This window comes from Pseudoxanthomonas sp. CCNWLY206-1 (genome assembly GCF_039710385.1).
In the GTDB taxonomy this organism is placed as follows: Bacteria; Pseudomonadota; Gammaproteobacteria; order Xanthomonadales; family Xanthomonadaceae; genus Pseudoxanthomonas_A.
In genome coordinates this window covers 231,018-252,944 of the sequence record NZ_JBDKXI010000004.1, presented here as the reverse complement: position 1 = coordinate 252,944, position 21,927 = coordinate 231,018, and the positions used below count along the sequence as shown (strand labels likewise).

Annotated in this window: 23 protein-coding genes; 10 read left to right on the top strand and 13 right to left on the bottom strand. The window is 62.6% G+C overall.

The features are described 5' to 3' along the window. The first annotated feature begins 81 nt into the window (after nucleotides 1-81). Complete coding sequence (locus tag AADW18_RS11510; protein WP_337343525.1) at nucleotides 82-822, top strand: pteridine reductase; 741 nt, start codon at nucleotides 82-84, stop codon at nucleotides 820-822. A 250-nt stretch (nucleotides 823-1,072) separates the two neighbouring features. Here AADW18_RS11510 and AADW18_RS11505 read toward each other — a convergent pair whose 3' ends face one another. The 3 genes from AADW18_RS11505 to tsaD form a co-directional block, all read right to left on the bottom strand. Continuing rightward, the gene (locus AADW18_RS11505) at nucleotides 1,073-1,477 is read right to left on the bottom strand and encodes a 2-amino-4-hydroxy-6-hydroxymethyldihydropteridine diphosphokinase (protein WP_337343524.1); all 405 of its coding nucleotides are present in this window, start codon (nucleotides 1,475-1,477) and stop codon (nucleotides 1,073-1,075) included. A 62-nt stretch (nucleotides 1,478-1,539) separates the two neighbouring features. Beyond that, nucleotides 1,540-1,899 carry a dihydroneopterin aldolase gene (gene folB / locus AADW18_RS11500; RefSeq protein WP_337343523.1) on the bottom strand — a complete coding sequence of 120 codons (360 nt, stop codon included), beginning with the start codon at nucleotides 1,897-1,899 and terminating at the stop codon, nucleotides 1,540-1,542. A 149-nt stretch (nucleotides 1,900-2,048) separates the two neighbouring features. Beyond that, the gene (gene tsaD / locus AADW18_RS11495) at nucleotides 2,049-3,089 is read right to left on the bottom strand and encodes a tRNA (adenosine(37)-N6)-threonylcarbamoyltransferase complex transferase subunit TsaD (RefSeq protein WP_337343522.1); all 1,041 of its coding nucleotides are present in this window, start codon (nucleotides 3,087-3,089) and stop codon (nucleotides 2,049-2,051) included. 122 nt (nucleotides 3,090-3,211) lie between these two features. On the opposite strand from tsaD, the gene rpsU reads away from it, so the two are divergent. The 6 genes from rpsU to AADW18_RS11465 all read left to right on the top strand — a co-directional run bounded on the left by rpsU (nucleotide 3,212) and on the right by AADW18_RS11465 (nucleotide 7,934). Next, nucleotides 3,212-3,427 (top strand): 30S ribosomal protein S21, encoded by a 216-nt coding sequence (gene rpsU / locus AADW18_RS11490; protein ID WP_002808376.1) that lies wholly within the window; start codon nucleotides 3,212-3,214, stop codon nucleotides 3,425-3,427. 131 nt (nucleotides 3,428-3,558) lie between these two features. Beyond that, nucleotides 3,559-4,005, top strand: a complete 447-nt coding sequence (locus AADW18_RS11485; RefSeq protein WP_337343521.1) for a GatB/YqeY domain-containing protein — start codon at nucleotides 3,559-3,561, stop codon at nucleotides 4,003-4,005. Nucleotides 4,006-4,131: 126 nt separating this feature from the next. Then, complete coding sequence (locus AADW18_RS11480; RefSeq protein ID WP_337343520.1) at nucleotides 4,132-4,635, top strand: GNAT family N-acetyltransferase; 504 nt, start codon at nucleotides 4,132-4,134, stop codon at nucleotides 4,633-4,635. 137 nt (nucleotides 4,636-4,772) lie between these two features. Continuing rightward, nucleotides 4,773-5,657: a YihY/virulence factor BrkB family protein gene (locus AADW18_RS11475; protein ID WP_337343519.1), complete on the top strand. Its 885-nt coding sequence runs from the start codon at nucleotides 4,773-4,775 to the stop codon at nucleotides 5,655-5,657. A 29-nt stretch (nucleotides 5,658-5,686) separates the two neighbouring features. Next, nucleotides 5,687-7,420 (top strand): DNA primase, encoded by a 1,734-nt coding sequence (gene dnaG / locus AADW18_RS11470; RefSeq protein ID WP_337343518.1) that lies wholly within the window; start codon nucleotides 5,687-5,689, stop codon nucleotides 7,418-7,420. 4 nt (nucleotides 7,421-7,424) lie between these two features. After that, nucleotides 7,425-7,934 (top strand): protein tyrosine phosphatase family protein, encoded by a 510-nt coding sequence (locus tag AADW18_RS11465; RefSeq protein ID WP_337343517.1) that lies wholly within the window; start codon nucleotides 7,425-7,427, stop codon nucleotides 7,932-7,934. A 271-nt stretch (nucleotides 7,935-8,205) separates the two neighbouring features. Here AADW18_RS11465 and AADW18_RS11460 read toward each other — a convergent pair whose 3' ends face one another. From AADW18_RS11460 to AADW18_RS11445, 4 genes are all read right to left on the bottom strand, one after another. After that, nucleotides 8,206-9,126, bottom strand: coding sequence for a heme o synthase (locus AADW18_RS11460; protein WP_337343516.1), 921 nt, complete (start codon nucleotides 9,124-9,126; stop codon nucleotides 8,206-8,208). 3 nt (nucleotides 9,127-9,129) lie between these two features. Then, nucleotides 9,130-10,299, bottom strand: a complete 1,170-nt coding sequence (locus AADW18_RS11455) for a COX15/CtaA family protein (RefSeq protein ID WP_337343515.1) — start codon at nucleotides 10,297-10,299, stop codon at nucleotides 9,130-9,132. A 264-nt stretch (nucleotides 10,300-10,563) separates the two neighbouring features. Continuing rightward, nucleotides 10,564-11,133: a hypothetical protein gene (locus tag AADW18_RS11450; protein WP_337343514.1), complete on the bottom strand. Its 570-nt coding sequence runs from the start codon at nucleotides 11,131-11,133 to the stop codon at nucleotides 10,564-10,566. Between the two features lie 28 nt (nucleotides 11,134-11,161). Beyond that, nucleotides 11,162-11,896, bottom strand: a complete 735-nt coding sequence (locus AADW18_RS11445; RefSeq protein WP_337343513.1) for an SURF1 family protein — start codon at nucleotides 11,894-11,896, stop codon at nucleotides 11,162-11,164. Nucleotides 11,897-12,075: 179 nt separating this feature from the next. On the opposite strand from AADW18_RS11445, the gene AADW18_RS11440 reads away from it, so the two are divergent. Continuing rightward, nucleotides 12,076-12,294, top strand: coding sequence for a twin transmembrane helix small protein (locus AADW18_RS11440; protein WP_337343512.1), 219 nt, complete (start codon nucleotides 12,076-12,078; stop codon nucleotides 12,292-12,294). Nucleotides 12,295-12,420: 126 nt separating this feature from the next. Here AADW18_RS11440 and AADW18_RS11435 read toward each other — a convergent pair whose 3' ends face one another. From AADW18_RS11435 to AADW18_RS11410, 6 genes are read right to left on the bottom strand one after another with little or no spacing between them, the layout of a single operon-like run. After that, nucleotides 12,421-13,299 carry a cytochrome c oxidase subunit 3 gene (locus AADW18_RS11435; RefSeq protein ID WP_337343511.1) on the bottom strand — a complete coding sequence of 293 codons (879 nt, stop codon included), beginning with the start codon at nucleotides 13,297-13,299 and terminating at the stop codon, nucleotides 12,421-12,423. 29 nt (nucleotides 13,300-13,328) lie between these two features. Continuing rightward, entirely contained in the window at nucleotides 13,329-13,928 is a 600-nt protein-coding gene (locus AADW18_RS11430; protein ID WP_337343510.1) for a cytochrome c oxidase assembly protein, read from the bottom strand. Continuing rightward, entirely contained in the window at nucleotides 13,925-14,059 is a 135-nt protein-coding gene (locus AADW18_RS11425; RefSeq protein WP_337343509.1) for a hypothetical protein, read from the bottom strand. Before AADW18_RS11425 ends, AADW18_RS11430 begins: the two co-directional genes overlap by 4 nt. A gap of 22 nt (nucleotides 14,060-14,081) precedes the next feature. Further along, on the bottom strand, nucleotides 14,082-15,695 hold the full coding sequence (ctaD, locus tag AADW18_RS11420; RefSeq protein WP_337343508.1) for a cytochrome c oxidase subunit I: 1,614 nt from the start codon (nucleotides 15,693-15,695) through the stop codon (nucleotides 14,082-14,084). A 32-nt stretch (nucleotides 15,696-15,727) separates the two neighbouring features. Next, nucleotides 15,728-16,693, bottom strand: coding sequence for a cytochrome c oxidase subunit II (gene coxB / locus AADW18_RS11415; RefSeq protein ID WP_337343507.1), 966 nt, complete (start codon nucleotides 16,691-16,693; stop codon nucleotides 15,728-15,730). A gap of 18 nt (nucleotides 16,694-16,711) precedes the next feature. Then, the gene (locus tag AADW18_RS11410) at nucleotides 16,712-17,206 is read right to left on the bottom strand and encodes a DUF2244 domain-containing protein (RefSeq protein WP_337343506.1); all 495 of its coding nucleotides are present in this window, start codon (nucleotides 17,204-17,206) and stop codon (nucleotides 16,712-16,714) included. A gap of 135 nt (nucleotides 17,207-17,341) precedes the next feature. Between AADW18_RS11410 and putA the strand changes: the two genes are divergently transcribed. Next, the gene (gene putA / locus AADW18_RS11405; RefSeq protein WP_337343505.1) at nucleotides 17,342-20,608 is read left to right on the top strand and encodes a bifunctional proline dehydrogenase/L-glutamate gamma-semialdehyde dehydrogenase PutA; all 3,267 of its coding nucleotides are present in this window, start codon (nucleotides 17,342-17,344) and stop codon (nucleotides 20,606-20,608) included. 244 nt (nucleotides 20,609-20,852) lie between these two features. Continuing rightward, on the top strand, nucleotides 20,853-21,842 hold the full coding sequence (locus AADW18_RS11400; protein ID WP_337343504.1) for an SMP-30/gluconolactonase/LRE family protein: 990 nt from the start codon (nucleotides 20,853-20,855) through the stop codon (nucleotides 21,840-21,842). Nucleotides 21,843-21,927: the final 85 nt, after the last annotated feature.

Below are 21,927 nucleotides of genomic sequence, written 5' to 3'. Positions count from 1 at the left end.
GCGACTTGCCTGCGTCGCCACATTCGGCAGCTCCGCGTGAAAGCAGCGACAATGCCGCGGTCTGAGTTCCGGAGTTGCTTCATGCCCGAGTCGCGTCCTGTTGCACTGGTCACCGGCGGCGCCAAACGCGTGGGCGCGGCCATCGCCCGCCAGCTGCACGCCGATGGCTATGACCTGGCCTTGCACTACCGTCGCTCGGAAGAAGAAATGCGGGTGCTGGTAGCGGAACTGGAGGCCAGCCGACCGGACAGCGTGTTGCCGCTCCGCGCCGATTTGAGCGATTTCGACCGGCTTGCGGAGATCGTGGCGCAAACCGTCGGCCGTTTCGGACGGCTGGACGCGCTGGTCAACAACGCTTCCGCTTACTACGCCACGCCGATTGGCGAAACCACACCGCAGCAATGGGACGAACTATTCGCTTCCAACGCGCGCGCGCCTTTTTTCCTGGCCCAAGCCGCGGCGCCGCACCTGAAAGCATCGCACGGCGCCATCGTCAGCCTGGCCGACATCTATGCAGAGCGCCCGCTGCACGGCCATACGGTCTACTGCATGGCCAAGGCGGCATTGGTCATGATGACCAAGTCGCTCGCGCGCGAGCTGGGCCCGGAAGTTCGCGTCAATGCGGTCGCGCCCGGCAACGTGCTGTGGTCGGAAAATCCCATCAAGGCCGAAACGTTGGACGTACTACGCGAACGTACCGCCTTGCAGCGGCAAGGCTCACCGGAAGACATCGTATCGGCGGTGCGTTGGCTTTTGACCGGCAACCGCTACATCACCGGGCAGATCATCGCGATTGATGGCGGCCGCTCGGTGTTTATTTGACGTGGTTTCTCATACTGGTTGCTTTTGCCGGTTGCTCCTGTAGGAGCGCCGTCTCGGCGCGAGCTCTTCCCGTCAGATCGAGATAGCAGCGAAGAACGGTTGAAGCCTGCTGCCCATATGGGCGCGCTGCGGTGCGCTCTTGATCGCGCGCACCGAGAGGCCCAGAGGCGCGGAACGGTCTCTCGCCGCGAGCAATTCCTCTTCGACAGATAACAGATAAAAGCAAAAGCTCGCGCCGAGACGGCCGCTCCTACATGATGTTTGCGTTTGTGGAAGGCAAAACCTGCGCGACCAAATCACGAAATAACGCGTGCGTCAGCTTGTCCGGGTTTTGCCAGATCACACGATCCTGTGCATCGCATTCGGCCACCAGATCGATGTCAATAAGGCAGTTGTCCCCGTCGTGACGCCTGCCAAGATCGTCTTCTGTTCGCTTCAGAAATGCAGCCAAATCATCTCGCGACTGTGCCGTCTGGATCAGCAGGGCTTGATTGATGTAGTGACGATGATCGCCCGCCACCACGCTGGGGCCATGCACAAGCTTCGACTCGCGCAGCAGCTTGCTGGATTCGCCCAGTCGGAGTCGTGCTTGCTGCAGCGGCGATTCGTCGTGGGTATTCGTGCCCAGCAACAAAATATAGCGGTACTTGCTCACGTGTGATGTCGGCTTATCGATGATGGACGTTGGCAAACCTGAGACTGTCACACCCGCTGACGTCACGCCAGTTCGCGCTGCCGCTCGATGATCACGCCTACCGCTGCCGCATTGCGCACCGCGCCGGGCTTGCTGAGTTTCAATCGCAGCCATGCCACGTTGAACTCTTCGATCACCAGCGCGGCGCAGCGCTCCGCCAGCGTCTCCACCAAGCCGAATTCCGATGTCCGCACAAACGCAGTGATGCGCTGGCTGATGGCGTCATAGTCCAGCGTATCGGCGACGTCATCGCTTGCCGCCGGCACACGATTGTCGAACCCCAGTTCGATATCCAGGCACAGCGTTTGCCGGATACGCCGTTCCCAATCGTGGATGCCGATGACGGTGTCCGCTTCCAGACCTTCGATGAAGACTTTGTCCATGAATGAGTTGATCCTAAGGCTGCAATGAAGCGCTTGTTATCTCCCCCTTTCTTTTGGAAAGGGGGATTAAGGGGGATTTGCTCTTGGCTTGCCGCTAAAAGCACCCCCCGTAGCCCCCTTTTATAAGGGGGCAAAGGCGTGTTGTTTTGTTATTCCCTGGCCGCGACCACTTCCGGCAACGTCGCCATATCCCAGCGCGGGACGACTTTCACTTCCGCGCTTTCATGCTGACCCACATCCAAGCGCAAGGCGCCGGCGAACGCGATCATGGCGCCATTGTCCGTACATAGTTCAGGACGCGGAAAGCAGACTCGTCCGCCGCGCTTGGCCGCCATCGCGTGGAGCTTCGCGCGCAGGCGTTTGTTGGCGCCCACGCCACCCGCGACCACCAGCACTTCGCAACCGGCGGCATCCAGCGCGCGTTCGCACTTGATGGCCAGCGTGTCGACCACCGCATCTTCAAAGCCGCGGGCGACGTCGGCGCGCGTGGTTTCGCTCTGGTCGCTGTCGCGCCAAGCCAGCAGCACCTGCGTCTTGAGCCCGGAAAAGCTGAAATCCAGCCCGGGGCGGTCGGTCATCGGCCGCGAGAACCTGAACGCACCCGGCCGTCCTTGCTCCGCCAGCGCCGCCAATCGCGGCCCACCGGGATAAGGCAGGCCCATCATCTTGGCGGTCTTGTCGAACGCCTCCCCGGCGGCGTCATCCAGGGTCTCGCCCAACAGGCGATAGCGGCCAATGGCGTCCACAGCTACCAATTGGGTATGCCCGCCGGACACCAGCAGGGCCACGAAGGGCGGTTCAGGAGGATCGTCTTCCATCAATGGCGCCAGCAGATGACCTTCCATGTGATGCACGCCCACGGCGGGCACGTCCAGCGCCCAGGCCAGCGATCGGGCCACCCCGGCGCCGACCAGCAACGCGCCGACCAGGCCCGGGCCCGCCGTATAGGCCACCCCGTCCAGATCGCCGACGCCCAGGCCGGCTTCGGCCAGGGTCTGGCGGATCAACGGCAGCAGCTTGCGAACGTGGTCGCGACTGGCCAGTTCCGGCACCACCCCGCCGTATTCGGCATGCAGGGCGATCTGGCTGTAGACCGCGTGGGCGCGTAACCCGGCAGCGCCAGACAGGCCTGTGTCGTACACGGCGACGCCGGTTTCATCGCAACTGGTTTCAATGCCAAGGACGCGCATGGGAAGGAAATGAGGCTCTTACAGGGACGGGACAAGGGCCGGTGGGTTGCGGCGGCCCGATGAGTCGCTATAATACGCGGCTCGCCGGGCCATTCCCGGTCATCATGTGTACCGGAGATTCCATGCCCAGCGTCAAAGTCCGCGAAAACGAGCCTTTTGAGTTTGCTCTGCGTCGCTTCAAGCGTACCTGCGAAAAAGCCGGTGTTCTGGCAGAAACCCGCAAGCGCGAGTTCTATGAGAAGCCGACCCAGGAACGCAAGCGCAAGGCCGCTGCCGCGGTGAAGCGTCAGCTGCGTCGCAGCTCGCGCGACGTCACCAAGCGCCAGCGCCTGTACTGAGCGAAGGCGCGGGTTCTTCCGCAAGGCCTGCGCCATGGCGTGGGCTTTAGACGGAAGTACCGCCAGAAGCCGGCACGCGTGAGCGTAGCCGGCTTTTTGTGTTTATGGTTCCACCCAATCTGGAGATGTCCATGTCCCTGAAACAGCAGCTCACCGACGATATGAAGGCCGCCATGAAGGCCGGCGACAAGGATTCCCTGGGCGTGATCCGATTGATCAATGCCGCCATCAAACAGCGTGAAGTCGACGAACGCATTGAACTGGACGATGCCGCCGTGCTGGCCGCGATGGAAAAGATGGTCAAGCAGCGCAAGGATTCGGTGAGCCAGTTCGAAGCCGCCGGCCGCGAGGACCTGGCCGCCATCGAACGCGCCGAGATTCTGGTGATCGAGCGCTACCTGCCCGCGAAGCTGGGCGAAGCGGAGATCCTGGCTGCCATCGATGCCGCCATCGCCGAAACTGGCGCCACCGGCCCGGCTGACATGGGCAAGCTGATGGGCGTGCTGAAGCCGCGCCTGGCCGGACAGGCCGACATGGGTCAGGTCTCAGCGCTGGTGAAGAAGAAGTTCGCGGGCTGAAGCTCTTCTTCTTCGGAAAAAGCTCTCCGGGCACCTTCTCCCGGGAGGGAGAAGGCAGCGAAGATCCGACGCTAATCAGGATTAAGGACCGGGCTATGCTTGGCACCTATGCCGAATACAGCGCCAATGCCCACCATCGCCCTACGCCCCGCCACCCGCACCGACGTGCCAGAGATCCTGGCTTTTGTCCGCGAACTGGCTGAATACGAAAAGCTGGCGCATGAAGCCGTCGCCACCGAGGCCGGCATGACTGAACAGCTGTTTGGCGAACATCCCGCGGCCGAAGTGGTGATCGCCGAAGTGGACGGACAACCCGCCGGCTTCGCGTTGTTCTTCCACAATTTTTCGACCTTCCTGGCCAAGCGCGGGCTGTACCTGGAAGATCTGTTCGTACGGCCGCAATACCGCGGATTGGGGCTAGGCGAGAAGCTGATGGTCCATCTGGCCAAGCTTGCGGTGGAACGGGGTTGCGGCCGCTTCGAGTGGTCGGTGCTGGACTGGAACGAGCCGGCGATCCGTTTCTATCGGCGCTTGGGTGCTGTCGGCCTGGATGAGTGGACGGTGCAACGGGTGAGTGGTCAGGCGCTGCGTGATCTGGCGTCGGGTGAGGTCGGGGGCGGTTTGAGGTAAGAGCTCGCGGCGGGACGCCGCTTCTACGTTCAATGTTCCGACCGTGTAAGTCATGCGCTGGACAGGGCTGCAATCACAGCCACTCAACAGCCCTCTGGCATCCTGAAGGCTCGCCCATGCCGCGATGACCGGACGTCATGCAACGCCGCCTGTCCGAAAAGATCAAACACCTCCAAGCTCGCCTGCAGGAGAGCCTTCCCGTAGTGCTGTCGCGCCGCTTCGTCGAGAACGACCTGATGACCCATGCCGCGGCGCTGGCGTTTTATGCACTGCTCTCGCTGGCGCCATTACTGGTGTTGCTGCTGTGGCTGACGGCGTCGTTGTATCCGTCCGCTCAAGAAGCCCTTATCCGGCAAGTGGGCGACCTGGCAGGTCATAGCGCGCAAACCGTCGCCGGTACTGTGATCGAAAATGCCGAACGTTGGCCCAGTATCGGTTCGCTGGCCGGCTGGTGGAGCACCTTGCTGCTGTTCGTCGGCGCCACGGCGGTGTTCGCCCGCCTGCAGAAGGCGCTGAACGCGATATTCCAAACCGATTCGCAGCAACTACCGGGCGTCATGGCCTGGCTGCGCAAGCGCATCTTCTCGTTCGGGGTGGTGATGGCGCTGGGTTTCCTGTTGCTGGTATCGATGACGCTGAATACGGCGCTGCAGATCATGTTCGCGCGCATTCCTTCGTTGCTGCCGGCATTGGGCAATGTCGTCTCGCTGGCGATCTATGTCCTGGCATTCGCCCTGCTCTATCACTACCTGCCCGACCGGCGGGTGCATTGGCGACAAGCGCTGTTGGGCGGCGCCATTACGGCGGCCCTCTTCGTGGCAGGCCGCTACGGCATTGGCCTGTACATCGCCGAAGCCGCACCCGGCAGCGCTTACGGGTCCATGGGCACCTTGGTCGTCCTGCTGGTATGGGTCTATTACGCCACCCTGGTGTTCTTCACCGGTGCGTTGCTGACGGCGGTAATCGATGAACGAGCGCAGGCCGTTGCCGAGGCGAAAAACAGGGCGGGTCAGGCTACGTGAGAGCCCCCATCGTGGAATACTAGTCGGCCATGGCCCGCATTCCCGACGCCTTCATCGATGAACTGCTCGCCCGGACGGATATCGTCGAGGTGGTCGGTACGCGCGTGCCGTTGAAGCGACAGGGCAAGGAATATTCGGCCTGTTGTCCGTTCCACGATGAGCGCTCCCCGTCGTTCACGGTGTCGCCGACCAAACAGTTCTATCACTGCTTCGGCTGTGGTGCGCACGGCACCGCGCTGTCGTTCCTGATGAACTACGACCGCCTGGAATTCCTGGACGCGGTGGAGGAATTGGCCCGGCGCAACGGCATGGAAGTGCCGAAGGAAACCCAGCAACGCAACGTCAGCGACGACAGCCGCGACTTGTATGCCGCGCTGGATGCGGCGGCACGTTTCTTTCAGCGGCAGCTGGAGGCCAGCGATAAAGCCCGCGCCTATCTGGATGGACGCGGCGTGGACGCCGCCATCCGCACGCAGTTTTCAATCGGCTATGCACCGGATGGATTTTCCGCGCTGAAGGATGCACTGGGCACCGACGAACGCCGGGTCAAATTGCTCGACCGCGCCGGCATGTTGTCGAAGAACGATCGCGGACATGTGTACGACAAATTCCGCGACCGGGTGATGTTCCCGATTCACGACCGCCGTGGCCGCGTGATCGCCTTCGGTGGACGTGTACTCGACAAAGACGATGGCCCGAAGTATCTGAATTCGCCGGAAACCGTGCTGTTCCACAAGGGCCGGGAACTCTACGGCCTGTGGCAGGTACGTCAGGCCAACCAGAAGATCACGCGGCTGATCGTGGTCGAAGGTTATATGGATGTGGTGTCGCTATTCCAATACGGCGTCACCCAGGCGGTCGCCACGCTGGGCACGGCGACCACGCCCGACCACGCGGAGCTGCTGTTCCGCAATGCGCCCGATGTGTACTTCTGCTTCGACGGCGATGCCGCGGGTCAGCGTGCTGCGTGGCGCGCGCTGGAGTCAGTGCTGCCGCGAATGAAGGATGGACGGCAGGCGTTTTTCTTGTTCCTGCCGCAAGGCGAAGATCCGGACACCATTGTCCGCAAGGAAGGCGTCGCCGGTTTCGATGCACGCCTGCATGACGCCACGCCGCTGTCGCAGTTCTTCTTCGATGAATTGGGCAAGGACATCCGCCTATCCACGCTGGACGGAAAGGCGCGCTTGGCCGAGCGCGCCAAACCGTTGCTGGCGCAGATTCCCGATGGCGCGTTCGGCGATCTGATGAAACAGCGGTTGACCGAAATCACCGGCGTGGGCGCGCAGCTGCCTCCACCTTCGCCCGTCACTGCGCCGCGCCGTCCGATCAACGCTGCCACCAAACCCAGCCTGGTCCGCAGCACCATCGTGCGGTTGCTGCATAAGCCTTCACTCGCGCTCGTTCTTGAGCCGCCTTATGGTTTTGCCGGTCTACGGCAACCGGGCGTGGAGTTGTTGATCGAGCTGTTGGATATCGTGCGCACCCGACCCGACATCACCACAGGTGCGCTGCTGGAGCATTTCGCCGAACGGGAGGAATTGGCGGCGTTGCAGAAACTGGCGATGCAGGCGATCCCCGGCGACGAAGACAGCTGGCGCACCGAGTTGCTGGACGCCGTCGCACAGTTGGAGCGACAAACCTTGCAACAGAGGTTGGATGAACTTCAGGCGAAGCAGCGCAATATTGGCCTGGACGAAGCCGACAAATACGAGCTTCGCGTATTGCTGCTGGCACGTGCCGGGCGCGTTCACACCATTGGGTAGCACTATGAACACATCGAATTTTATTCGCTTCGCAGGGCTCGCACTGGTTCTGCTCCTTTCGGTGCTTGCCTCTGCGGCGAGCGCCACCGAGTTTGCCGAACCCAAGCCCGGCCTGCATACCGGCGCGCAGCCCACTCCAGAGGACCTGGCGGAGCTTTCGCGAAAAGGCGTGCGCACCGTCATCGATCTGCGCACGGATGAAGAAGACCGTGGTTTCGATGAAGCGGCCGAAGTGAAACGTCACGGCATGCGTTATCTGCAACTGCCCATCGGCGGCGCAGACGACCTGACCGCGGAGAACGCCACGCATTTGAAACAGGCGCTGGACCAAAGCGGCGACGGCGTGCTGCTGCATTGCGCCTCCGGCAATCGCGTGGGCGCCTTGCTCGCGTTGATGGCGGCGCAGCATGAAGATGCCACGCCGGACGAGGCGCTTGAGTTGGGCAAACGCGCCGGTTTGAAATCGCTTGAACCGGCGGTTGTCGAAAAGCTGAAAGCGGCGGATTCGCCGTAGAGCGAAGCTGCGCCTCGTGATACCAATGAGTGATAGCAACGATGCCGTCGCAACGGCAGACAATAGTGAATCGTCGCTTGATCTCTAAGAACAGCGGAGCAAGCTCCGCTCTACGAGAAGGCAAGAGCACCTAAGTTTCGTCGCTGCAACAAGAGCGCGTTTGTAGGAGCGCGGTCTCGGCGCGAGCTCTTCGCTTCCTTTCCGAGCTGTGTATGGCGGGTTCTGACAGGAAGAGCTCGCGGCGGGGCGCCGTTCCTACACGAGCGCGTGCTCAGCCCTGTGGCAAAAATTCAACCAGCGGCGCGGGTTGCAGGAATGGCAGCAGCCAATGATCGATTAGCAAGAAAGCGAACAACGCCATCAGGTAGACCACGGAATAGTTGAAAACCCGCATGGCGAAGAATTCGTCCGGTGGATCCAATAGTCTCCAGGCGTACCAGAGAAATACCGAACCCAGCACCAGCGCGCCACCCAGGTAGAACACGCCGCTCATGCCCGCCACCCATGGCAGCACCGTCGCCACGACCAGCAGCAGGGTGTAGAGCAAGATCTGCCAACGCGTGTAGCTCACGCCATGGGTGACCGGCAACATGGGAACCAGCGCGCGCGCATAGTCTTCGCGCCGGAAGATCGCCAGCGCCCAAAAATGCGGAGGCGTCCATACGAAGATGATCAGCACCAGCAACAAGGCGTGTGCCCAATCCCACTCGTTATGCATCCCGGTGACCGCCGCCCAACCCAGCAACGGCGGCGCCGCGCCGGCGATGCCGCCGATGACGATGTTCTGTGGCGTGGCACGCTTCAGATACCCGGTATAGACGACGGCATAGCCGATCAACGAAGCGAAAGTCAGGGCCGCCGTCAGCATGTTCACAAGCGCCACGAGGATGGTCATCGATACCACCCCCAGGACTACCGCGAACGCCAGTACCTGCATAGGCCTCAACGCGCCCGTCGCCAACGGCCGATGAGCTGTGCGCGCCATCACCTTGTCGATACGTTGATCGATCAGATGATTGATCGCCGCGGCGGAAGCCGCCGCCAACCAGATGCCCAGCAGCCCGAACACTGTCTCGCGCGCCGGCGGCAGACCGGGCACCGCCAGGAACATACCCACCAGCGCGGTGAACACGATCAACGCGACCACGCGCGGCTTGGTGAGCTCCCAGTAATCGTGGAAAGGAAAGCGCATGGGTTATTCGGGCCTGCGCAGTCGCGCCAGCAATGACACCAGTGTGAACAGTAGCAGCGCCGCACCTGCGTTGTGCGCCACTGCCACCTGCAGCGGCAGACCTAACTTGACGTTGAGAATGCCCAGCGCCACCTGTGTGACCGTCAGAATCACCAGCGTCAACGCCCAGCTGCGCATGCTCGGGGTGCGGAACAGCCGCCAGGCAAAAGCCAGCAGATAGGCCGCCAGCAGCACCGCGACGATTCGGTGCGACATCTGGATGGCGATGCGCGAGGCACCGTCCAACACGCCGCCTTCGTAGTCCACCCCAACGCCGCGCCAGAGCACAAACCCTTCGCGGAAATCAGTGGGCGGCCACCACTTGCCCACGCACTTCGGAAAATCCAGGCCACATGACAACGCCGCGTAATTGGCACTGACCCAGCCACCCAAGGCGATCTGCAGGGCAAGCAAGATCAATCCGACGAATGCCCAGCGACGCAGTACGCCCGCATCGGCCAAGGTGATGGGCCGATCGGTCGCGCGCCAAGCCAGCCAGACCAGTAAAGAGAATGTGGTAAGCCCGCCCAGCAGATGACCCATCACGACGATCGGCTTCAGCAACCAGGTCACTGTCCACATGCCGAGCAAAGCCTGGAAGATGATCACGCTCAGCGTCAGTGCGCCGATCGGCGCCAGTGCTTGTGCGGCTGCGGACGTCACGTTGCCACGTGACCAGCGCAACGCAGCGAACAGCAGGATCGTTTCGCCGAGAATCGCCAAAGCGGAAGCCGCGCCGTGTTCTCCACGCATGTACAGCGGAATCGCCGCCGCCACCAGCGCAGCCGCGATGATGATCTGCGCGATACCAAACCGCCGCCGGCGCGCGGCCAACAACGCCAGGACCAGCACCAGCACGCCCAACGAGGCGGCGAGATGGCGATGAACCTGTTCACGCCACGCCTTGTGTGTTTCGAACGGCCGGATAGCGCTGGCGGCATGGTCGCTGACATCGTGCGAAGCCTGCGGCCATGCCGCGCGGCCGTAACAGGTCGGCCAGTCAGGACAGCTCAAGCCTGCGTCGGACAAGCGTACGAAAGCACCGAATACGACGACGCACAGCGTCAACGCCACTGCCAACCAAGCGAGGCGATGGAAATGGCGATAGACAGTAGGGCACGGGGTCGAACTCATGGGGAACTCATCAGGAACTTATCGGCAGCCAGGGCTAGGGCGTTTCATCATTTAGGTAGTCGCCCGCGCCCTGCCGCCGCGCGTTTGGCGCAAGGAAGAGCGAGGAAGTGTATGCCGATACACGCCCGAGCGATGACACCGCGCCGGCCGCGCGGCGGCACGGCCCTCCGGGTTGAGCCGGTACGGCCGCCGGCCGGCGCCACGCGGCTTGACCTGACGGCCGTACTGACTCAACGCTGGCGGCTACCCAACTGATGACACGCCCTAAATCAGTTTCAGCAACATGGAAACATCGCTGCGCAGATTCGCGGGGTCGAAGCCCGGCGCATAGCGCAGAATCACGAAACCGTTCGGATCAATGACAAACACCGGCACGCCGGCAGGATCGTTCACTCGCGGCAATTTCGCCAACAGTGCGGGATCCGGTTGCATCAGGCGCAGTGATTCGGGTTTCGGTGCACCGGCGGGCAGTGTACCGATCCAAAGGATTTCGACCTTATCGGCGTTGTGGCCAAACAGGCGCCAGACTTTATCTAGATTGCGCGCGAGCGTGACGCAGGCTTGAGTGCAGTCGGCTGGCGGCGCGACGACGATGCGCCAGATCCGCTCGGTAGGATTCCACAGATAATCGCTGCCATCCGCCAGCCGAGGCACGATGGCACGCGCGTCGATCGGTGGTTGCAGCATCTCCCCATGGTTCTTGTGCGCGGGCGGCTGCCAACCTGAGAAGCGCAGGACGCCGGCGCCTATCACGCTGCCGAAGAACAACGCGAACAAAGCGATCAGCATCCAGCGCCCGCGGCGGCGGGTAGCGTCAGGGGATTCGGAAGTCATAGTCGATTATTTTCTCATGCGCCGGCGGTTATTGCCGATTCCGGCGCGTACGGCGGGCGCGTAGCGTCAGTACCAGCGCAGTCACCAAGACCGCGAGCGCCAGCCCGAACCATTGCACCGCGTAGCCAAGGTGGCGTTCCGGAGGCAAGGTGTTGGGCAGGATATCGAGGTCGCGGGCATAACCCAACGAAAGCTGCGGATCCAGCTTGAGCACGCGCGGCGCCAGCGCCGGCAGCGCCAACGCTGTCGTGAGACTTTCCAATTCCAAATCGGTGGCGAGCAAACTCCCACTGGCTTGACGCACCGGCATGGCGCGGGAAATACCCGCCGAAGGAGGTGGCACCAGCAGACCACGCAGCGCCTGAGTTCCGTGGGGCAACGGCACGTCAGGCAGGCGGCGGTCGCCAGGCACCGGCAACCAGCCAAGCTCGACCAGCAGCGGTGCTCCTTCGATTGGCTGGAAAGCCCGGTAAGCACGCACCCCTACCCGCCCATCGCGAATCTGGTTATCCAAGAGGATGGCCGGGCCGGCCAGAAAGTGGCCCTCACCGGCCGTCCAGTCGTATTCCGCCGCGCGTCTGGCATCCGAAGCGGACGACAACGGCAATGGCGTGCGCTCGGTCAGTACTTTCTGTGATGCCGCCAGCATGGCTTCTTTCTGCTTGGCGCGCCCCAGCTGCCATTGGCCCAACCCACAGAACAACGCGATGGTCGCCAGCGCCAGCGACCAACCCAGCCATATCGGCATACGCCGCCGGCTCATGGGAGGCGCCACGATAGCCACCGGGCGTCGTCCGCCCCGCTACCGTTTCCGAGAGAACGGTTCCGGCTTTTGACAGGACAGCGTGTTTGGCACTGTGCGTCCCGCTGGGAGCCGCCAACGGATTCACCTTCGCGCTGCGATAATGTCTTCATCCAGAACACACCCAACTTGAGGGCGCCATGAGCGATTCGCTGAAAACACTGATGATCATCGCGTTCCTCATCCTCATCGTCTGGAACCTGGGCGCCGGACTGTACTACCTGCTGGTCGACAAAGGTCAGAGCAAGCGCACGGTGAACGCGCTGACACGCCGCATCGTGCTGTCGGTGGCGCTGATCCTGATCGTCGCGTTGTCGATCAAGATGGGCTGGATACAGCCGCATGGCGTTGGGGGCTGATGCGGGAATCGGGAATGGAGAATCGGGAATCGTAAAAGCAAAAGGCGACGGCAAGCCGTCGCTCTTTTGTTTCAGGGATGGGATTCGCTTTAATCGATTCCCCATTCCCGATTTCCGTTTCCCGGCTTAAAGCACGTAGACGAACAGGAACAGGCCCAGCCAGACCACGTCCACGAAGTGCCAGTACCAGGCCACGGCTTCGAAGCCGAAATGCTCATCCTTGCTGAAATGGCCCTTGGCGCAACGCAGCCAGATGATCGCCAGCATGAGGGTGCCCAGCGTCACATGCGCGCCGTGGAAGCCGGTCAGCATGAAGAACGTGGAACCGTAGATGCCGGAACCGAGTGTCAGGTTCAGTTCCTTGTAGGCGTGGATGTATTCCTCGGCCTGATAGAACAGGAACGTCGCACCCAGCAGGACGGTAGCGCCCAACCAGATCAACAGCTGCTTGCGGTGGCCGGCCTTCAGCGCATGGTGCGCGATGGTGATCGTCACGCCCGAGCTCAGCAGGATCAGCGTATTGAGCAGAGGCAGGCCCCAGGCGGGAATCGTCTGGAACTGGCCACCCACCTGGCCCGGCCCGGCGCTGGGCCAGGCGGCGCTGAAGCCTTCCCACAACAGGCTGTTGGTCATCACGCCATCGCCTTCGCCGCCCAGGAACGGCAGCGACAATGTGCGCGCATAGAACAGCGCGCCGAAGAAAGCGCCGAAGAACATCACTTCCGAGAAGATGAACCACACCATGCCCATGCGGAAGGACACGTCCACCTGCTTGTTGTAGTGGCCCGAGATCGACTCGCGGATCACGTCACCGAACCACATGAACAGCGTGGCGCACAGCATGACGATGCCGGCGTAGAACACCCATTGGCCCCAGCCAGCGTCGTTGAGCCAGCTGGCCACGCCCAGCATGGTGACGAACATGGCGATGGAGCCCACGAACGGCCACTTGCTCTGATGCGGCACGAAGTAGATGTTGGCGTCTGGCGAATGGGCTTGTGCCATGGCGTTGTCTTCCGTTTCCTAAAGCTTGATCAGGGAGCCGCGAACGGCGAAGTCGACGCGTTGCCCGTGCCGATCTGCGCGGTCATGGCGTCGTTCTTGAAGAAGGTATACGACAGCGTGATGGTTTTCACGTCGACCGGCAGGTCCGGATCGACAATGAAGCGCACCGGCATGTCGCGGCTTTCGCCGGCCTGCAAAGTCTGTGCGGTGAAACAGAAGCACTCGGTCTTGGTGAAGTAGCCCGAGGCACGCGCCGGTGCGACCGATGGCACGGCGCTGCCCACGATGGCGCGCTCGCTTTCGTTGCGGGCGAAATACTTCGCTTCGTACAGTTCGCCGGGGACAACCTGCATGGTCAGCTGTTCCGGATGGAATGCCCATGGCAGCTTGGAGTTCACGCCGCCATCGAACTGCACCGTCACGGTTCGTTCCTTGCGTTCGCCAGCCACGACCTGCGCCGACCCAGGGCCTTTCTCCAGGCGGATGCCGAAGACTTTCTCGCAGGCGATACGGTACAGCGGCACCAGCGAGAACGTCAGCACGAATACCGCCACCGACACACCAACCAGCTTGAACAGGCCGGCGCTGTTCTTGGATGAAGTGTTCTTGTTGGGTGCCGGCGCGCTCATGTGCTCAACACCCCCGACAGGATGAAGGCGACGTAGATCGCCACCGCCAGGCCACCGACCACCAGAGCCGTGCGCACCACCGCCTTGCGGCGCTGGGCTACGTCTTCAGTGGAGCGGTCGGGCGCGGTCATCGGTTAGATCCTGCGGCAACGATCAGTGGGTCACGTCGCCGTGAGCCAGGTCGCCATCGCGAATGACCGGCGGCGTGGCAAAGGTGTGGTGCGGCGCCGGCGAAGGTACGGTCCATTCCAGGCCACGGGCATTTTCCCAGGCGCGCGCTTCGGCCTTGGCACCGCTGCGCAACGAGCTCCACAGGATGGCCGCCATCAGGAACGGCGTCAGGAACATGCCGAACGCACCGACCGAGCTGACCATGTTCCAGTCCGCGAATACCGGGTTGTAGTCCGGGATGCGGCGCGGCATGCCGGCCAGGCCCAGGAAGTGCTGCGGGAAGAACAACAGGTTGACGAAGATCACCGTCCACCAGAAGTGGAACTTGCCCCAGAACTCGCTGTACATCCGGCCGGTCCATTTCGGCCACCAGTAGTACACCGCGGCGATGATGGAGAACAGTGCGCCGGTCACCAGCACGTAGTGGAAGTGCGCGACCACGAAATAGGTATCGTGGTACTGGAAGTCGGCCGGCACGATGGCCAGCATCAGGCCGGAGAAGCCGCCGATGGTGAACAGGATGACGAACGCCACCGCCCACAGCATGGGCGTCTCGAAGCTAAGCGAGCCACGCCACATGGTGCTGACCCAGTTGAACACCTTCACGCCGGTCGGGATGGCGATCAGCATGGTGGCGAACATGAAGTAGATCTCGCCGCCCAGCGGCATGCCTACCGTGAACATGTGGTGCGCCCACACGATGAACGACAGGAACGCGATCGACGCGGTCGCGTACACCATGGCCTGGTAACCGAACAATGGCTTGCGGCTGAAGGTCGGGATGATTTCCGACACCACGCCGAACGCCGGCAGGATCATGATGTAGACCTCGGGGTGACCGAAGAACCAGAAGATGTGCTGGTACATCACCGGGTCGCCGCCGCCAGCCGCATTGAAGAAGCTGGTGCCGAAGAACTTGTCGGTCAGCAACATCGTCACCGCACCCGCCAGCACCGGCATTACCGCGATGAGCAGGAATGCGGTGATCAGCCAGGTCCAGCAGAAGATCGGCATCTTCAACAGGTCGATGCCCGGCGCGCGCATGTTCAGCACGGTGGCGATGATGTTGATCGCGCCCATGATGGAACTGATGCCCATCATGTGGATGGCGAAGATGGTGAACGCGACGTTGGAGCCGCCCTGCAGCGACAGCGGCGGATACAGCGTCCAGCCGCCGGCGGGAGCGCCGCCCGGCAGGAACAGCGTCAGCAGCAGCATGGTGAACGCGAACGGCAGGATCCAGAACGACCAGTTGTTCATGCGCGGCAGCGCCATGTCCGGCGCGCCCAGCTGCAGCGGGATCATCCAGTTGCCCAGGCCGACGAATGCCGGCATGACGCCGCCGAAGATCATCACCAGCGCGTGCATCGACGTCATCTGGTTGAAGAACTCGGGATTGACGAATTGCAGGCCGGGCGTCAGCAGCTCGGCGCGGATGATTACCGACATCCCCGCACCGATGATGAACATGATGAAGCTGAAGATCAGGTAGAGCGTACCGATGTCTTTGTGGTTCGTCGAAAAGAACCAACGCTCGATAAAGCTCTGCTGATGACCGTGGTGATCGTCATGATGATCGACGGCGGGATAGGCCATGTTCTTTAGTCTCTTGCAGCTGATGCGGACGATTAAGCCTGCGCCTGGGGCGCGGGCGTTTCGTTGGAGGGAGCGGCGTCTTGCGCGGGAGCGGCCTGGCCTTCAACCGGCGCGCCTTCCGTCTCGACTGCGGGCTCGGCGGGAGCGGCTTCGGCAGGAGCCGGAGCCTGGGCTGGAGCCGGAGCGGGTTTACGCGCGGCCAACCACTGCTGGTACTCCTGCTTCGGCACCGCCTTCACCACGATCGGCATGAAGCCATGGTCCTTGCCGCATAGCTCGGCGCATTGGCCACGGTAGATGCCCGGCTCTTTGATGTCGGCCCAGGCTTCGTTGATGATTCCGGGTACGGCGTCCTGCTTCCAGCCCAGCGCCGGCACCCACCACGCGTGGATCACGTCGTCCGCGGTGATCACGAAACGGATCTTGGTGTCGGTGGGCAGCACCAGCACGTTGTCCACGTCCAGCAGGTAGTGCGGGTTCTTCGCCAAATCCGGCACTTCGCCGCTCTGGCGGATGCGGTCGGATTCACGGTCGATACGGCTGGTGAATGCGACGCCTTCGCCCAGGTATTCGTACTTCCACATCCACTGGTAGCCGGTGACCTTGACGGTCATCTCGGAGTTGCGGGTGTCGTACATGGCGATCAGCTTGGCGGTAGCCGGCCACGCCATGATCACCAGGATCAGCACCGGGATCACCGTCCAGATGATTTCCGCGGTGGTGTTATGGCTGAACTGCGCAGCCACGGCACCCTTCGACTTGCGGAACTTGAACATGGCATACGCCATCGCACCGAACACCAGGATGCCGATGACCACGCACACCCACAGCGCCACCATGTGCGCGTCGTAAGCGTGATTGGAGGACGTGGTGACGCCCCGGCCCATGTTCAGCTGCCAACGTTTCGGGTCTGCCGACTGCGCCCATGCCAGCGCCGGCATCGCCAGCAGCAAGCACGCCGTCATCAAACGCTTCCAATACCCTTTCACTTGCGTCATTGCCTAGACCCCAATGCGTCATCGGTTGCGGCCACTCGCGGCCGCCAGTAAATCCTGCAACTTGTTCGCCAACTCCCGGCGTTCGGCCGGACCGAGGAAAGCACCTACCTCGACCTGCCTACCGCTGGAGGCCAGCGAAATCCTTTCGCCACCTTCTTCAACACAAAGCCGCACCCAGTAGGGATGCGCCCGGAAAACCCTTCCGGCCGGCGCGGTGCGGCGTGCTTCCAACAGCACCACCTCCACCACATCCGGGCCGATGGTGATTTCCTCACCACGTTCGCCGCTGCGCCAAAGCCAGCGCAGTGCTGCGGCCACGATCGCGCTATCCAAAAGCGCGAACGCCGGTGCGAAGGCATTGCCCGCCCACCAGCCCAGCATGGCCACCAACCACATCGCCCCCGCCAGCACGGCGAACAGCGCCAGGAACTGATGGGCCGTCAGCGCCCGGGGCGGCCGCAGCTTGAGCTGCGCGCCATGCCCATCCGGCATCGACGGAACCACTTCGATCATGTCGCCAACCTCGCTGAGAGGCCGCGGAAAACCGTCAAATGGTAGCGTCGGCACCGCATCGCGGCAAGCTTCGCAGATTCTCGTGGGCGGTATGAAGGCATAGACTAGTGGGCTTCCCCTGGCCTGCCGGCAGCGATGACTTCCCGTCCCGAAACCCACTCAGATCAAGCTTCCGGGCATCCGCCCGCAGGCATCATCACCCCCGAACTGCCGCCGGAACCGGGCGCATTGCGCGCAGCGATCACGGCCGCATGGATGCGGGACGAAACTGAACATGTGCGCGAACTGCTGACGCAAGCGCGCCTGCCCGCGGAGGAACAAAGCAAGGCACAGGCGCTGGCCGCGGACCTGGTGCAGCGCGTCCGCGCGCGCGCGCAGGATCAGGGCGCCATCGAGGCCTTCATGCGCCAGTACGACCTGGGCAGCGAGGAAGGCGTGCTGCTGATGTGCGTAGCCGAAGCGCTGCTGCGCATTCCGGACCAGGACACCGCCGACAAGCTGATCCGCGACAAGCTGGGTGATGCCGACTGGGAAAAGCACATGGGCCAGAGCGACTCAGTGCTGGTCAACGCATCCACCTGGGGACTGATGCTCACTGGGCGGCTGGTACAACTGAACGATCTGACCCGCTACGACGTGCGCGGCGCCTTCAAGCGCCTGGTCGGTCGCGTGGGCGAGCCGGTGATCCGCCTCGCGGTTCGCCAAGCCATGCGGATCATGGGCCATCAGTTTGTGATGGGGCGCACCATCGAGGAAGCGTTGGGCCGTTCGCGCAAAGGTGACAACGCGAACTATCGCTATTCGTTCGACATGCTCGGCGAAGGCGCACTGACGTCCAAGGATGCTGCGCGCTATCTGGAGGCCTATCGCAAGGCCATTCACGCGATCGGACGCACCGGCCCGTTCGCCGATGTCTTTGCCGCCCCCAGCATCTCGATCAAGCTGTCCGCGCTGCATCCGCGCTACGAGCACGCCAAGCGCGCCCGGGTGATGAAGGAGCTGGCGCCGGCGATCCTGGAACTCGCCCAGCTGGCGAAGTCCTACGGCATCGGCTTCACCATCGATGCCGAAGAAGCCGACCGCCTGGAACTGTCGCTGGATCTGATCGAAGCCACTTTCTCCGACAAATCGCTAGATGGATGGGAAGGCTACGGCCTGGCGGTGCAGGCGTACCAGAAGCGCACGCCGTATGTGATCGACTTCCTCGCCGATCTCGCACGCCGCGCCGGTCGCCGCATGCCGGTTCGCCTGGTCAAGGGCGCGTACTGGGATGCCGAAGTGAAGCGCGCGCAGATTGAAGGCCATCCTGGCTATCCGGTGTTCACCCGCAAGCCCAATACCGATGTGTCGTATCTGGCGAACGCACGCCGCATGTTCGCGAATATCGACGCGCTGTATCCGATGTTCGCCACGCATAACGCGCAGACGATCGCGGCGGTTCGTGCCTTATCCCTTCTCCCTCCGGGAGAAGGGAAAGCCTTCGAATTCCAGAAGCTGCACGGCATGGGCGATGACCTGTACGCGGAAGTGATTCCGCAGGACCGCCTGGATGTGCCCTGCCGCGTCTATGCACCGGTGGGTTCGCATGAGGACCTGCTGCCGTACCTGGTCCGTCGCCTGCTGGAAAACGGCGCCAATTCCAGCTTCGTCAACCGCATCACCGACGAAGACGTCGCCGTCGAGGATCTGATCCGCGACCCGGTGGAAACGGTGTCGTCGTTCGAATCCATTCCGCATCCGCGCATTCCGCTGCCTGTCGACCTGTTCCGGTCACAGGCTGCTTCAACATCGCATGCTTCAACATTGCATTCAGACAGGAAGAACTCCATGGGCGCCAATCTCGCCAACGATCAGGAGCTGCGCACGCTTGCCGCACAGGTCAACGCCGCGGTAGAAAAAGCCGGCCGGCATGGCTGGCATGCTGCGCCGCTGGTTCCGGGCGCGGTGGTGTCGACCAACACCGTGCCGATCGCCAATCCCGCCGATCGTCGACAAACGGTTGGTCAATGGCAACCCGCCGACAGCGCCATCGTGGAGAAAGCACTGCAGAACGCAGTAGCCGCGCAGCTCGCGTGGGACCGTACGCCGGCCGCCAGCCGCGCCACGATCCTGGAATACGCGGCCGACCTGCTGGAACAACGCATGCCCGAATACATCGCGCTATGCGTGAAGGAAGCCGGCAAGACCATTCCCGATAGCGTGGCGGAAGTGCGCGAAGCGGTGGATTTCCTGCGCTATTACGGCAGCCAGGCACGCGCGACGTTCGGTGCGCCAGAAAAGCTGCCCGGACCCACGGGCGAATCCAACGAGCTGCAGTTGCATGGCCGTGGTGTGTTCGTCTGCATCAGCCCGTGGAACTTCCCGCTCGCCATTTTCCTGGGCCAGGTAAGCGCCGCGCTGGCTGCCGGCAACAGCGTGATCGCCAAGCCCGCCGAACAGACGAATCTGATTGGCTATGCCGCGGTGAAGCTGCTGCACGAAGCAGGCGTGCCCGATGCGGTGCTGCAGTTCCTGCCCGGCGACGGCGCCACCGTCGGCGCTGCACTAACCAAGGACCCGCGTGTCGCGGGTGTGGCGTTCACCGGCTCCACCGACACCGCCCGTGCCATCAATCGTGCCTTGGCAGCACGTGACGCCGCCATCGGCGTGCTGATCGCTGAAACCGGTGGCCAGAACGCGTTCATTGCCGACTCTTCCGCACTGCCGGAACAGTTGGTGAAGGACGCCATCGGCTCCGCCTTCACCTCCGCGGGTCAGCGCTGCTCGGCCGCACGCGTGCTGTTCGTGCAGGACGATATCGCCGACAAGGTCATGACCATGCTGGCCGGCGCGATGGACGAGCTAAAGGTCGGCGATCCCGGCCTGTTGTCCACCGACGTAGGCCCGGTGATCGACGCCGACGCACTGGATATCCTGGAAAAACACGCAGCACGCATGGCAGGCGAAGCACGCCTGATCAAGCAGGCTCCGGTGGACAGCGCATCAGCGGCCTACGGCACCTTCTTCGCGCCGCGCGCCTGGGAACTGAAGTCGCTGAGCCAGTTGGACAAGGAAATCTTCGGACCCGCCCTGCATGTGGTGCGCTGGAAGGCCGATGAGCTGGATCAAGTCATCGACGCGATCAACGCCACCGGTTATGGACTGACGCTGGGCGTGCATTCGCGTATCGACGAAACCATCGACCGTGTCGCTGCGCGCGTGAAGGTCGGCAACATCTACGTCAACCGCAACCAGATAGGCGCCGTGGTCGGCGTGCAGCCGTTCGGCGGCCAGGGCTTGTCCGGCACCGGTCCCAAGGCCGGCGGCCCGCATTATCTTCCGCGCTTCGCCACCGAGAAAACCGTCACCGTCAACACGACAGCCGCTGGGGGTAACGCTTCGTTGCTGACGCTGGGCGACTGACCCACCGCTCCAATTGTCCCCTGCTCACGTAGAGCGGAGCTCGCTCCGCTGACCGTGTCCGAAGTCCGTATACAAAAAAAGCAGCGGAGCAAGCTCCGCTCTACGCTCCTCGGAGAGACAGCGCGAACATCTTCCTAGAACCCCGCTCCGGCGGGGTTTCTTTTTTTTGGACGGCATATGGTTCTGCGCTGCCGGCGACGCTGGATTGAAGTACGCTTGCGATCATCCTGAGATGGGGAAGCGAATGAAAACGTGGCGTTCGGCTTTATACGTGGCGGTTTTGGCATCGTTGGCGGGTTGCAGTCAGAGCGAGGACGCTGGGCCTCCTTCCAGCGAAGCGCCGGTCGCGCGCAGCACATCGCCGTATTGTCCGGCTGACCCGGGAACAGCTCCCAGCGGGGAACTGACAGCGCAACGGATCGCCGCGGCACAACCGACGGACGATAAGCCACGGTTGTACGAGGGGCCGGTCTGGCACGAGGGATCGCTGTACTACAGCGATTTCCTGCTCGATCCGCAGTTCCGTTCGCGCATCCAGCGCTTCACTCCACCCGATCGACTGGAAACGGCCATCATCAATAGCGGCAGCAATGGGCTGGCGCTGGATCCTCAGGGACGCATCGTCGCGGCCACTCATGATCGCAAGGAACTTTCGCGCTACGACACCACGCATCGCTCACGCGAGCGGATCGTCGGCCAATATCAGAACAACGCATTCAACTCGCCCAATGACCTGGTGATTGCCCAGGACGGCACGATCTATTTCACCGATCCTGATTTCCAGCGTTCCGCCTCGCTCGGCGGGCAGGACCGCACGCGCGTCTATCGCTACGCGGGTGGTGAAGTCAGCGTAGTCGACGACACGATCGCCAATCCCAATGGCATTGCGTTGTCCCCGGCCGGAGACATGCTGTACGTCGCGGGCGGCGGAGATAACGGCGTGCTGCGCGCCTATCCTTTGACCAACGGTGTACCTGGAAAAGGTACGGATCTGACGAAAACATCAATCCCAGATGGCCTGGCCGTGGATTGCCTCGGTAATCTCTACCTCACCGAACACAACCAGCGCCGCGTGCGGGTGCTGTCGCCTGCCGGTGCCGAACTGGCAAGCATCAAAGTGGACGCCAACATCACCAACGCCGCTTTTGGCGGGCCGGCCATGAAGACCCTCTATCTCACCGGCGCCGGTGCGTTGTGGTCGGTGGAGTTGAACGTGGCGGGTTTGCCGTACTGATGTCCATGATGCGCCTAGACGGGTAGCGCGCGCTGTGCGCACGACCGGAAAGGCGGCCCGTTGCCTGTAGGCTGCATACGTCGGC